The organism is Pseudalkalibacillus sp. JSM 102089, from assembly GCF_041366475.1.
Taxonomy (GTDB): Bacteria; Bacillota; Bacilli; order Bacillales; family Guptibacillaceae; genus Guptibacillus; species Guptibacillus hwajinpoensis_B.
On the sequence record NZ_JBEWYW010000009.1, the window covers coordinates 14,302 to 27,362 of the forward strand.

Annotated in this window: 15 protein-coding genes; 6 read left to right on the forward strand and 9 right to left on the reverse strand. The window is 39.4% G+C overall.

Annotation, left to right across the window (positions count from 1 at the left end; genetic code table 11):
* Positions 1-151 precede the first annotated feature (151 nt).
* Complete coding sequence (locus tag ABVF21_RS17135) at positions 152-835, forward strand: response regulator transcription factor (protein WP_371018666.1); 684 nt, start codon at positions 152-154, stop codon at positions 833-835.
* Entirely contained in the window at positions 832-2,298 is a 1,467-nt protein-coding gene (locus ABVF21_RS17140; RefSeq protein ID WP_371018667.1) for a sensor histidine kinase, read from the forward strand. Before ABVF21_RS17135 ends, ABVF21_RS17140 begins: the two co-directional genes overlap by 4 nt.
* A 73-nt stretch (positions 2,299-2,371) precedes the next feature.
* Here ABVF21_RS17140 and ABVF21_RS17145 read toward each other — a convergent pair whose 3' ends face one another.
* Positions 2,372-2,785, reverse strand: a complete 414-nt coding sequence (locus ABVF21_RS17145; RefSeq protein WP_303535445.1) for a DUF3021 domain-containing protein — start codon at positions 2,783-2,785, stop codon at positions 2,372-2,374.
* Positions 2,786-3,241 (reverse strand): LytTR family DNA-binding domain-containing protein, encoded by a 456-nt coding sequence (locus ABVF21_RS17150; RefSeq protein ID WP_303535447.1) that lies wholly within the window; start codon positions 3,239-3,241, stop codon positions 2,786-2,788.
* Between the two features lie 244 nt (positions 3,242-3,485).
* Between ABVF21_RS17150 and ABVF21_RS17155 the strand changes: the two genes are divergently transcribed.
* From ABVF21_RS17155 to ABVF21_RS17170, 4 genes are all read left to right on the forward strand, one after another.
* Complete coding sequence (locus tag ABVF21_RS17155; protein ID WP_303535449.1) at positions 3,486-3,707, forward strand: hypothetical protein; 222 nt, start codon at positions 3,486-3,488, stop codon at positions 3,705-3,707.
* A 33-nt stretch (positions 3,708-3,740) separates the two neighbouring features.
* The gene (locus ABVF21_RS17160; protein WP_371018668.1) at positions 3,741-4,145 is read left to right on the forward strand and encodes a hypothetical protein; all 405 of its coding nucleotides are present in this window, start codon (positions 3,741-3,743) and stop codon (positions 4,143-4,145) included.
* A 41-nt stretch (positions 4,146-4,186) separates the two neighbouring features.
* Complete coding sequence (locus ABVF21_RS17165) at positions 4,187-4,324, forward strand: hypothetical protein (RefSeq protein ID WP_371018669.1); 138 nt, start codon at positions 4,187-4,189, stop codon at positions 4,322-4,324.
* A gap of 136 nt (positions 4,325-4,460) precedes the next feature.
* The gene (locus tag ABVF21_RS17170; RefSeq protein ID WP_303535454.1) at positions 4,461-4,724 is read left to right on the forward strand and encodes a hypothetical protein; all 264 of its coding nucleotides are present in this window, start codon (positions 4,461-4,463) and stop codon (positions 4,722-4,724) included.
* A 171-nt stretch (positions 4,725-4,895) separates the two neighbouring features.
* Here ABVF21_RS17170 and ABVF21_RS17175 read toward each other — a convergent pair whose 3' ends face one another.
* From ABVF21_RS17175 to ABVF21_RS17205, 7 genes are all read right to left on the reverse strand, one after another.
* Complete coding sequence (locus ABVF21_RS17175) at positions 4,896-5,057, reverse strand: DUF4021 domain-containing protein (protein WP_303535455.1); 162 nt, start codon at positions 5,055-5,057, stop codon at positions 4,896-4,898.
* A gap of 185 nt (positions 5,058-5,242) precedes the next feature.
* Entirely contained in the window at positions 5,243-6,349 is a 1,107-nt protein-coding gene (locus tag ABVF21_RS17180; protein ID WP_303535456.1) for a hypothetical protein, read from the reverse strand.
* Between the two features lie 245 nt (positions 6,350-6,594).
* Positions 6,595-8,541, reverse strand: a complete 1,947-nt coding sequence (locus tag ABVF21_RS17185) for a beta-propeller fold lactonase family protein (protein WP_371018698.1) — start codon at positions 8,539-8,541, stop codon at positions 6,595-6,597.
* A 13-nt stretch (positions 8,542-8,554) separates the two neighbouring features.
* On the reverse strand, positions 8,555-10,666 hold the full coding sequence (locus ABVF21_RS17190; RefSeq protein WP_371018670.1) for a hypothetical protein: 2,112 nt from the start codon (positions 10,664-10,666) through the stop codon (positions 8,555-8,557).
* Between the two features lie 138 nt (positions 10,667-10,804).
* Positions 10,805-11,260, reverse strand: a complete 456-nt coding sequence (locus ABVF21_RS17195; protein ID WP_226615137.1) for an NUDIX hydrolase — start codon at positions 11,258-11,260, stop codon at positions 10,805-10,807.
* Between the two features lie 23 nt (positions 11,261-11,283).
* Complete coding sequence (locus ABVF21_RS17200) at positions 11,284-12,090, reverse strand: ABC transporter permease subunit (RefSeq protein WP_371018671.1); 807 nt, start codon at positions 12,088-12,090, stop codon at positions 11,284-11,286.
* The gene (locus tag ABVF21_RS17205; RefSeq protein WP_303535459.1) at positions 12,087-12,974 is read right to left on the reverse strand and encodes an ABC transporter ATP-binding protein; all 888 of its coding nucleotides are present in this window, start codon (positions 12,972-12,974) and stop codon (positions 12,087-12,089) included. The genes ABVF21_RS17200 and ABVF21_RS17205 overlap by 4 nt, the downstream gene beginning before the upstream one ends.
* Between the last annotated feature and the right edge of the window lie 87 nt (positions 12,975-13,061).

The following is a 13,061-nucleotide window of genomic DNA, read 5'->3' on the forward strand; positions in this document are numbered from 1 at the left end:
AGCTATAAATGTATTGTGCATGATGAAACTGATGTAGACTTTAAAACTAGCTGAAAGTTAGCTGAAAGCTGTATTTCTTTTTAAGTAAAGACCTTATAATGAAAAACAAAGAATGAGTTCTATGATTTCTGTCTAGAAAGTAGGTAACAAAATGAATGTAACTGCCATTAGAGTCTTATTAGTTGATGATGAAAAACATATTTTGCAGTTTTTAGAAATGGGTCTTACGAACGAAGGATATGAGGTGAAGACAGCTGCCGAAGGAATGAGTGCGGTGACGTTGGTGAAGGAGTTCAAACCACATATCACGATTCTTGATGTCATGATGCCAGGTATCGGTGGATTCGAGGTATGCAAGATGATTCGCAAAAGCGGTGTTCAAACGTCAGTTATTATGTTAACTGCAAGAGATGAAGTGGAAGATCGTGTGAAAGGTTTAAGTCTAGGCGCAGATGATTACGTAGTTAAACCATTTAGTTTCGAAGAGCTATTGGCGAGAATTCAGGCACGACTTCGTAATCAGTTTCCTGATCTATTTGGCGAAGTGGTTTATGGTTCTTTTAAGATTGATGATCGTCGTAAGGAATTATTTTATCAGAACACACTTTTGGGGCTTTCACCCACTGAATATGAATTACTAAAATACCTTATTCTTAATCATGGCATGGTTCTTAGTAAACTTATGATTCTAGATAAAGTATGGGGATATACTTTTCAAGGCGAGGATAATATTGTAGAAGTTTATATTAGAGCACTAAGAGATAAGCTTCAAGATAAAGAACACAAGCTGATTCGGACGATAAGAGGGTCAGGGTATAGGTTGGATATCCAATGAAGAAGGTTAATGGCCAATTTTTTAAACGATTATTTGCGCCGCAATCGTTAAGGTATCAGCTATTAATAAGAATGTTGTTTATACTATCGTTTATTTTAATGGTCATTGGTTTACTCCAGTTTATTATCATGAAGGATTTTCTCTATGAAAATGAAGCGGCAAGTTTACGATCAAAGCTAATGACCATTCCTATTGAAGCCCTATTAACAGAAGATATTCTTACAAAACCCCCTAATGCTGGTGATCCTGGTTTCCTTTCAAGAGAAGAGTTTTCATTAGCTATATTAGATGAGGAATATACCGATTTGTTATCAGAAGAGGGACTAGCGGTACCAGAAATCTCAGAAAGTGAGCGTATGAAGCTCCGGAACGATTTTGATAGTCATCTGCCAAGTGACCCGCTTCTCGTTGAGGATTCGAATGGAACAGAGCAGATAGTCGTATTTAGACCAATTCCTCCTGATTTTCCTACTAATAAGGATGGATTTTTGCAAATGGGGATTAGTACTGCTTCACTTCAACTAATCTTGTGGAGGCAGCTTCTAACGTTTATGGTGCTTTCATTAGTTGCATTACTTGCGGGGCTCGGTATTTACTTATCTGTCATTCGTAAAACACTTAACCCTCTTTCGACAATTGTTGATCAAGTGAAGAGTATTAGTGCGTCAAATCTTACGAATAGAGTCCCTGATTATCAAGGGCAAGAAGAAATAGATCGCTTAAGTAGGTCTTTTAATGAGATGTTAGAGCGATTAGACATCTCTTTTGAACATGAGAAAGAATTAAAAGACCAAATGAGACAATTTATTGCGGACGCTTCCCATGAATTAAGAACCCCTCTAACATCCATTTATGGTTACATTGAAGTTCTTTTAAGAGGAGCTTCTGAGAAGCCTGAACAGTTAGCTATAATTCTAAATAGCATGCATGGTGAAACGAAAAGAGTGATTACTCTTGTTGAAGAACTTTTATTATTAGCCAAGTTAGATCGAGCTCCTGAACTTCACTTAAAAGAGACCAATTTAACAAAGCTCGTGCGGAATATGATTCCTAACCTAACTTTACTAGCTGACAAGCGAACCGTTCATTTCGATCTTACAGAAGGGTTAAAAGTAATGGCGGACCCTGATAAAATCAAGCAGGTTATATTAAATATCTTTCATAACGCCGTTCATCATACAGATCATAGTGATGGAAGCATTCAGTTATCACTAATAGTAGAAAAAGATAAAGCTCTTATAAGTATAAAAGATAACGGACCAGGAATAAATAAAGATAATCTTGCCCATGTATTTGATCGTTTCTATCGTGTAGATGACTCTAGAACGCGGAAATATGGTGGAGCCGGATTAGGTCTTTCTATTACGAAATCAATAGTGGAATCTCATAAAGGCTCAGTTGAAGTGGAGAGTTCAGTCGGCGAAGGAGCTACTTTTAAAGTGTATTTAAATATAAAAAAATAAAAAGGGTGATCAAGCATTGTAAAAAGCGCTTGATCACCTTTTCAGTTTTTATGGATGGAGATAAATAGGAAGGTTATTTAATATGTTGAAGGTCATCATTTAATTTCTTTGATTCATGCTTGAAGTAGAGATAGAAAGCTATCCACATCACGCTATAAAAAACGGATGATATAATGAGGAATATAAGAATGTTTATTGCTCCACCTTCGATCCAACCGATTCCATACGCTAGAATAAAGTAAACGACCGTTACTGTGCAAAAATGTAAAGCCGTTTGCTGTGGAAGTTTTAGTGAACGAATTTCAAAGTATAGGGGTGTCACGGTAAATAACCATCCACAGAAAATGGCACCTAAGGAGTTTGTCACAAAAAGACTTGAATCAAGTGTCGTTTGTTCTCCGAAAAAGATCACAGCGTACGTCAGCAAAACAGCCAGGAATCCCCCGAAAAATAGCCCTATCATACTTCTAAATAGAAATGTTTTCATTTATTTGTTCCTCCTATTCATTTTTAGAACGTCTTTCAATTTTCCTACATAGTGTCTTGAAGCATATTCTTTTTTGCCAGAGTGGAAGTGTACAGCAAGTGTTCCGTTAAAAGATGGCTCAAAATGATTGATTTCGTGCAGATTAGCAATAACGGATTTGGAGAGGCGTATAAATGTATTAAATGGAAGACTCTCTTCTAGCTTATATAATTTCTCCTTTACTTTAAAAACACCATCGGAAGTTGTCGCCATGACCTGATCCCCCTCTGAATGGAAGTAGTGCACATCGTTTGGTTTTATAATGTGCTGCTGCTCGCCTTTTTTACCTACAATGAACTCTGTTCTTTGTGCATTAAGATAATCGAGAATCTCTTTAATTGAATCATCCACTTCTTTGCAGTGAATCGTAACGCTAGTTTCTCGATACTTCCCGTCAACGTCGAGTGAAATTTTCACTTATTCACATCCTTTCTTTCGCGTCCTTCTTATGGTTTAGTATAGATCTGGAAAAGATGAATGTCATTAGAATGAAGGTAAGTGGTCATATCTTCAGGATAAGATGCATCTGGCGACGTTTCTGTTACGTAGCAATGACGGAGGTGACAAAGAAAAATTCATGCTGCTAAAAAAATGATTGCCAGCAAGATACTGTTTTGAAATAATTGGGAGTGAGGACAAAATGTGCGGAGGTTATATCATAGTGGGACATATTGTAGCAGCGATTTATGTAACGTTAGGGTTTTTATTATTTTCGTTTGCTTATTTTGATGGGTTTTATGTGACTTGGTTTGACGAGCTAGGTATTAGCATTATTGTATTTGGTATCGCGTTGCACCTAGTTATTTTTATAAGAGAAGATGAAAAGAAGAGAACTTACAATCAAAACCCAGAACAGGAAGTAGAAGATGATGAAGAATTTTAACCGTTTTACAGTTAACGAGCAAGGAGGAGATCGTTGAGGAGACCTATAGGCGTTTCACTCATAAGTTATTTCTATTTATTTGGAGCTGTTGTTTTACTGTTAACGTCAGTTTTTTATGATCCGAATGCGAATTCTATCGGAATAGCAGATCGATTTGGACTGCCGGATGCACCGGAAAGGTTAGTGAGAGTATGTACCGCTTTTCTTACTTTAGGGATGATTTATGGATATATGAGGCTGAAAAAGTGGGGATTCTGGATGATGATCACTTATTCCGTTGTTTTCGGATTCATTAGTTCAATCCTTGTTTCGAATCAATCTCAGCAACCCTTTTTGGGGAATATGCTTTTTTCAGTGGTTGTATTCGTTTATACCATATATGTAAGAAAAGATTTTCTACAACCGTTTAATCAGGGCGAGCAAGTTATGGAACAATAAAACTGAGGTAAATAAGCTAAAGAGAGTGGGCGGAAAGAGCCATGATTGTTTTTAATTTCATTTCACACTGGTCCTTACCGAACAATTTAGAAAAAGTTGGGACGAAAATAACGGATCAACTACAGGTGCAAAACGTGTTATTAAGAGAGATTAAAAACAAAATAAAAGAAGTAGATTAGCAGATTTTAATCTTATCTTGAGTAGTTCATTTATAGCTTAACAAGGGTAGATGATGCTATAAATGAATGTTAAATAGAGAAGGAATGGAGCATGCCGAAATGTAAAAATTGAGGTTACCAATCTGAGTGGATGGTGATGACAAAGAAAACAATTGGAATGAAACAGTTTATTTCAGGAATAACATGTCCAAACTGTCAGGAACCTCATTATTCTCAATTAAGAAAATCTCGCTATATTCCTTTCTTTATTCTTTTTCACATTTATTTAATCTTCTTTATTTTTTATAGTGAGAAATTCACGGTGTCTTTGTTTATTGGAGGTTGTGTCGTTTTCTTACTATTATTGTTCTTCCTCTTTCCGTATATGATTACTTTGATGTATCGGAAGCAACCGGATTAATATAGAATGCGTTTATAGGGTTGCAACAATAGCCTGTTTTTGATGGAGGAGTAATAAAAATACGCTTGTGATGGGCCCATTCAAAGGTGAATAGAAACGTACATAAAATACAGAACTCTTTTTAAAAAGAAAGGGGTCACCTTCTAATTTGATAAGATGCCCCCTTTCTAATCAGTTCTTCGCTTTTTTGTTCGCTCGATCTTCTTCCTCTGTTTCGAGCATGCCGTAATCGCCATTCATCGCCTGTTCATCTAAATCCGCACCATATTCATTCGTGAATTTGTTCCTATTGTTTTGATTTATTTCTTCTTTGCTTGGTGTCTTTTTGTCCATGATATTCACCTCCACTGAATAGGTTGGCTAATCATGGAAAAAGTATACCTCTTAAATGAGCCGGATAACCACTATTTCTGAAAAACAAAGGTACGTTCATTTGTGAGACTTGTTTTATAAACAACTAAGATTAAAAAAGTGCCTCGCCCTTATAGAAAAGGGTGAGGCGCTTTTGGGGAGATCCATTATTGATAATTAATGATTGCTGGATTTGGATCAAGTTGCAACACTTCGGATGGAGTTAGAACCGGTTTATCTTTGTTATAGAAAATTTTAAATCCGCCGTATTGAACAGGCTCATTTCGAACAAATTTACGGTAAAGCGACATTTTCGTTCCATAGTCGCCATATCCGTCAAAGTTTAGAGCAACCTCTACGTTATCTGTTGGCTTGATTGCCTGTTTGTTCGTCACAGCGTGATCAGTGAACTGGTGGACGAGAACAATCTTATCGGGTAAATCATTATCTTCAACAAATTTAGATACATAGTCGACAACTTCCTGTACTTCTGAGCCATCCACACTACCTAGATCGATACCTGGTGTTTGACCTTCTTCTACATGGAACTCCGTATCAATAGCAACGTGAACGTAAGGAAGCTTAAGCCATTTTTCAAGAAGCTTCACTTGATGAAGAGCAGTGTCACGACCCAGCTGAACATCTAGCATTAAAATGGCATTATGTTTCTTAGCAAGCTCTGCGTATTCGTCAATATCCTCTTCTGAGGTCATGTGATAATATTTACCATTCGGTCCTGGATCGCGCTGAGCAATCGTTGTGATTAACTCAATTGTTGGAATCGCTGGGCGGTTTGGATCAGCATCGGAATAAGCTTGTGTTTGTTCTTTTAATTTCTTCATCAGGGCTTCAGGTTCCATCTCACCGAGAATACCCATTTGAGTGGAGTTCGGTTGACCATAGTAAGCAACAAGGCGGTAATCTTTTAGAATACCATCCGTTTCATCAGTTGTGCCTTCCATTAATGTTTCTCCAACAGGTGTTTTTCTTGTGCGATCTTCACCGTGGGCTTCAACGACAGGCATTTTCGCTAATTCTTCTTCAGTCATGGTTTCCTCAAGCGGTTTAGCGTTCTCAGAAGGCTCCATGGCTTCGAAAGGTTGAGTGGTCTCTTCTTTTTGTTCCGTCTTGTCTTCGTTTTCTTTGCTTTCATCTTCATTCGTTGCTTGCTGATCAGTTTTTTCGTCAGTTTGCTCGTTTGTTGATGCGGTGTTCGAACAAGCGGCAACTAAAGCCACTAAAGCAACGAGAAGGAAAAGGAATAGCTTCCTCATGATGTTCACTTCCTTATGTAAGTTAATGAGATTCATAGTTTTGTCAAAACGACCCTCTCATTCTAACACATCCCGAGTAAAACCGAACGAATAGACGGGTAATAAGGTAAAATGAGGTAATCAGTACTATATTTCATTTCAAAAGCGATCGTCTACAAAGAAAAGCTGCCGTCCTTTTAAAGAGATGGCAGCTTTAAAGTAATATTGGCAGGTGAAACAATTTTACATGTAGAGGTTCATTCAATTTAGTCAATGGAACGGACGTACTCAGCGATTGCGGCAACTTCGCCTTCTTCGAATTGAGGCTTTGCTTCATATTCATGGCGCTCAATGGCGTCGTCGATGGTTTCAGCACTTCCATCGTGTAAATAAGGTGCTGTCGCAAAGACGCCAAGTAGCGTCGGAACATCAAACTGAGAAGGTGTTCTAGGATTTTGGAAGTGAGCTCTTGCATCGCCATCAGATGGTTGATCTGTTTCATTCGCTGTTCCAATATCATAGAGGAAATCGGTGTTATCAGTTGATAACTTTCCGTTTGCATCTAGAGCATTCGCACTATTTGTAAATTGCGATCCGCCATGGCAAGAAAGACAGTTACCAGCACCTTCAAAAAGTTCTTTCCCGAGTTCAGCTTGATCCGTTAAACTACCATCATCAGCTCGATAAGGACTTTCTGGAACGGGAAATGATTCTGGCTGATCCAGGTAAGCGAAGAGCGCATCAAACATATGCTGCACGTCGTCAGGAAGCTCTTCTCCAGCATCGTAATCAAGCATACCGCCCATTTCTCCCTGAATCGTTAAGATATAATCCGTGAAATCATCTCGACTTCCATCCCATAGGAACAAACCGGTTTCGGTTGCTTTCACATTACTGGGCACGTTACGAGGTCCTTTCGGTGTCGTTAATGTTAACCCATTAATATCGCCATCAGCATGACAAGAAGCGCAGCTCATCCAGTTGTTTCCTGTGATATCTGTCGCATAATCATCGCTATTCCCACTATAAAAAATTTGTTTTCCTTCTCTCTCAAGAGGGGAGAGGGGGTCCTCTTTGATTAGTGCTAGATTATCACCAGATAGTTTCGCACGAGCATAAGCGCTATCGCCACCAGTATTGATTGTTGTGAGATCATGGCTCATCGCATTGTGAACGTAAAGCTCACTTCCATCCGGGGAGATGGCGATTCCTCTTGGATTATCACCAGGAATTCTTCTTAATACTTGAGTCGCATTACCGCCACGCGTAAGATCAAATACAACGAGGTCCTCACTACCTGCCATAACGACGTATGCTTTTTTACCTTCTGGGTCAAATGCAACATCGTATGGATTAGATACAATTAACGTTTCATTATCCACGTCTAACACATTTATTTCATCAAAAAGCTCTTTCCGTTGATCCACAAGCTCTTTATCTTCTTCGAGATCAATGACCGAGATCGCTGGAAAGACGGTTTCTTCAAAATTGATCGGTGTATCCACATTTGTCACAAGATGGGGAACCCATGCGGTTTTGCCGTCTGGCGCTATGACAAACTGTTCTAACTTGTTTGGGATTCCTTGACTCACTTTAGGATCGTTCTGATCTGGTGAATCTACTAGTTTGATGATGGAAGTAACGGCATCTTCATTCGTTTCAATCACACTTATTTTTCCTGACAAATAGTGAGGAACGTAAATTTTCTGCCCGTCTTTTGTCATTGTGAGCGTACGAGGACGTTCATCCACTTGAATGGTCTTTGTTGTTTTCTCTTCCTGTAAATCAATGACAGAGACAGAAGAAGAGCGGTAATTTGCAACATATAATGTTGTGCCGTCAGGACTTGTAACTAATCCAAATGGCTCATTAGCTGTTGGAATCGAGTCTGTCACTTTCTTTTTCTTCAGATCAATGACATCGATCTGATTGCTGTACATCGTACTAACATAGAGCGTTTTTCCATCAGGACTTAATGCGAGCTGTCTTGGTTCTTTCCCAACAGGAATTTCGTCCATGACTTCCTTCGTTGATGGATCGACAATCGAAACGGTATTGACATCTATGTTGGCAATATAAAGAACTTCGCCACTTTCATCAAGAAGCGTATTTGTACTTGTACTTGTTTGCTCCCTTATCACTTCAGGATCCTCACTGCACGCAGTGAGGATCAGAAGGAGGATAAATGAGAGTGGGAAGAAGAGCTTTTTCATCATCACATACACCCTAATTTGATTTGCTAATTTCCACCGGTACTAGGACTGGGGAAATGCCGTATTCTCCGTGACCTGCTTGAATTTGTGGAACCATGTCACCATCTGTATTTCCTGAATCATCATCCTTCTTATAGAAGTCTCCAGTATCCCAGAACTCACTTGCCTGCATTCCTTGATCAAGGGCTGGACCGTCAATGACTTGATTGTAGAAATCAGTATAGCGCTGGGTGATAATTTCACGTTCGAGATTTTCAGGAGCATCCTGATCAGATCCTGTATTATTTAGAGTTAATAAAGCGTTTCTCAAGACTGCTGATACGGCGCCGGCTGTTTTTGGGTTATATGACATAGCGTCATCAGATGTATAGTACGCTTTTGCTTCGTCATTCCATAGTTCATTATCCATTGTGACGTATAGCTGTCTCGCTGCGTCACGGTATTTCGCATCATCTGTTGCAAGGTAGGCCGCTGTTAAGCCGCGAATCGCACCAAGGTTAGCTTCAAGAGTCGTGTTGTTACTTGCTTTCTTTTCATTGAGGTCATAACTTGCTGCTGCAAGTCCTGAGTCCAGGATAAGCTCTTTCATAATGAAGTCTGCTTGCTTCGTAATCATCTCAATCGCACGTTTTCCTTCATCTGTTCCTAAACCTTCCGCGTCTTCTCCGCTTGCATAGCCGACTGGAAGACCATCAATTGCTCTTTGGAAAATACGCAGGGATTCAACTGTATAGCCTGCATCGAAAGTGTTCATCGTCTTTCCTTGGTCTTGACCGTTGTTTTCACTTACAAAGGTACCGACTTCTTGATTAAAATGCATGGCGTCAATATTATGAAAGACTGCAAGCATAATATCGCGATTCACGGTATAAGCATCATTCGAATCCTCATCATTAGCTGGATCGGCATCAAGGTTTGCTTCAGGTGCAGATGTAAATGGTTCTCCGTCAAACAGTGCCTGGAAAGATGGAGCAACCTGCTTGTTTTCTGAACGCTGATCGGTCATACCAAAGAATTCAGAAGTTGGCCATAGCATCGCCCATTGGTCTTCCAATAGAGAGTTTGTATCGGTTACTTCAAGGCTCTCTGCATCAGGAGCAACACCTTCAGTGTTTTCAGTTACGCTAACTTCGTGAGGTAAGTATACAAAACCATTTGTTGGATCGTAGTTACTGATATCTGAAGATGCTTCGTTATTAGTAGAATCATAGAATAAATCGTCATGGATAAAATTGATCTTATTCCAGATTTCTTCTGTTAAGATCATCCCCTGCATGCCATCAGCGGAACTTACACCAAGAGCAATATTCTCATCATCGTCATCCTTCGCTGTTTCACCAGCAAGTTCTTCATCACCATCAACTGTGTGGAATCCACCAAGAAAATCACCGGCCCATAGAGTCTGCTTCAGGAAAGTAGCGCCGTATGCAGAAGGAGTCAAGACTTTATCCATTCCATCGCGAGCCCAGCGGAGAGAGTCAAAGTTCACCTGATAGTTTGGAACATACGTATCATCATCGCCAGATGCGTATTCTTCTGTATCCACTTGTTCAACATAATGCGGATCTCCGCTAGAGTATTCAATCGTAGTCGGATACATATTGCGGAAAATTTCATCCTGTGGATAGCCTACTGAGTCTGCTAGAGAAAGGAATCTTTCTGAAAGCCATTCTTCAGGTTTTTGATTCGTTTCCTTTGAGGCTGATTTTACGACTGGACCATTTATCAGGTGGAGACCAAGCCCGGATTTTTCAACCACTTCATACATCGCTTCCTCAGAATACTCATATGATTCAATTCCGGCTGTATAATCGAAGGGAGTGGGACTATCGATATTCTTAGAGTCAAGAACATCAAGATCAAGTCCCAGGCTTTCAGCTAGCGGTTCACCTGAAAGTTCAAACTCCGCATAAGCAAACATATTTCCGAATGTATCAAAATGATAATCAGCTACTTCAACATTATAAGCTAATTTCTTTTCTTCTTCTTTCTTTGAGCTACTTGATTCTTCACTCGTAGTAGAAGAACAGCCAGCAATTAAAAGCGTTGAAGCTAATATAGCAGAAATCGTCTTTTTTTTATGTATCAATTCGAGCAACCCCTTTTGGATAGTAATGATAATCATTATCACTCATTAAGTATAAGAAAAGGTACATATTATGTAAACCCTTTATTAACAATTGATTGAAAAGTCAGTGCTGTTTTGGAAAATGCGTTGAAATGTCAAAAAGCAGTGGAACGAGTTCCACTGCTTTTTGGGTATTTATTGTGTTTTATTTCTAATATAATCTCGTATCATTCGTCTGTGGCTTCCAACCATCAGCTCTGGAAGATGGTCTGAAGAAAAGTATCCCAAAGCTATACTTTCTTCTGTGTGGGTGAGATCTCCAGCATACTCGTTTGTAACATAAGCCGTTGTGACAGAGTAGAATTCATCACCGTTATCTGCTTTCGTGAAAAATTCTTCACCAGAATAGAGTTTAAAAAGAGTGAGCTTTTGGATTGTTAAACCCGTTTCTTCAAAAGACTCTCTTACGGCTGTTTCTTCCGTTGATTCTCCTGGTTCCATCAATCCACCAGGTAACCCCCAGCGTTTTTGTTTTTCGTTACGTTGTTGGAGTAGAATTTCTCCATTTTCGTTTAAGATTATTGCGACGGCCCCGACTAAGATCAGTGGCCGATGACCAACAACGTCACGCAATTCCTTCACATAATTCATGCCTATCGCTCCTTTTCTTCTTATTATAAAGGAAGATCTCTTTTAGCGAAGATCATGATGGCAAGGGCATAAAGGACGGTACCTAGTAAGAAAAGGAACGTCATTGATGGCCAGATTTCTACAGAACCTCTGGCAATCTCAACTGGCCGAAATGTTGAAAAGAGAGAGAGATTTACCATCCAATCGAGTTTATCGCTCATTTTCCCGATTAAATCCATTCCATAGAAGACGATGGTGAGTAATCCAGAAAGTCCAAGTGCTTGTCGCTCATCATTTAATAAGGAAGAGAATAGAAACGAGTAGGCTGAGATGACGTAGAACAAAAGAATACCGACGAGATTAACCTTCATAAACGTCATGGCTTCAAACGGCTTATCATCAATTAATATTTCTGTTCCAATGACTCCTGCAAGAGCAGTTGTTAATCCGATAATAAGAAGTCCGGTGAGCAGCACAAGAGCTTGAGTGAAGGCAATTTTTTTTCGTGAGTTTGGTGTTGCGAGAATGTAAGCCATTGAGCCTCTTTCAATGTGACGAGCCATTAGCTGTGAAGCTGTCATTAAGCAAAAAATCGATAAAATGACTATATACAGCAATCCATAATATTCCCCTGCAATAAAGTCACTTACATGCTGAAATCCACCTTCCATTCCAAATGCAGCTAGAAAGCTTTCGGGCATAGACTCCATTAATTCATTCAAACCAGGTGCATCTGCAATCGAAGGATAGATGCCGATGATAAGAAGCAGGTAAAGAGCAGAGCCAATTGCATAGCTAGAGATGGACTTGGCATGGCCTTTTAGCATCCTAGCATAGAGTGTCATATTCATGATTTCTCTGCCTCCCTGTCGTAATAAGTAAGAAAGACTTCTTCAAGGTTTTGTTCATGAATATCAATGTTCCGAATCTGATAATCTCCTAAAGCAGTAATAAATTGATTGTAGTCACCTTGAACCGCTATTTCTGCGCGGTTATCTATGACTGATATGACCTCGAGGTTACTTTCTTTGATACGCTTTGCTTCCGCTTCAGTAGCAAACGTAACATCAAAAAGACGACGCTGCTTTTGCTGCAGATCATGAATATTCTCGACGACAACAATTTTTCCATCTTTAATGATTGCAGCTCTATCACACGTTCGTTCAATTTCAGAGAAGCTATGAGAAGACATTAGGAATGTAGTGCCTTTCTCTTTCTGCTCCATTACAATTTCAATGAAAATTCGCTGCATGAGCGGGTCAAGACCAGAGGTTGGTTCGTCTAATATAATAACTTCAGGTTCATGCATAAAAGCAGCTACGATCCCCACTTTTTGTTTCATTCCTTTGGACATTTTACGAATAGGAGTTTTTGCATCGAATTGAAGCCTATCAATTAGCTGATCACGGTATGCGGTGTTTTTTAGATCTCTCATTCCGCCAACTAATTGAAGGAAACCGATGCCATCCATTCCATCAAGAAAGGCTATTTCACCAGGGAGGTATCCGATCTTCCTCTGGATTTTGGCAGCATCTTTCCACGTATCCATTCCATCTATCATTGCCGTGCCTTTTGAAGGCTTCATGAATCCCATTAAGTGACGTATCGTTGTCGATTTACCAGCACCGTTCGGGCCGAGAAATCCAAATACTTCCCCTCTAGGAATGGAGAACGTAACATCGAAAATCCCTTTTCCGTTTGGAAATTGTTTTGTTAACCCGTTTAATTCGATCATTGAGGTGTCCCCCTCAGTTAATTTTTGAACTATATCTTATTATATATTTCATTATTATCATAAATGACTCTATGATAATAAGCAACA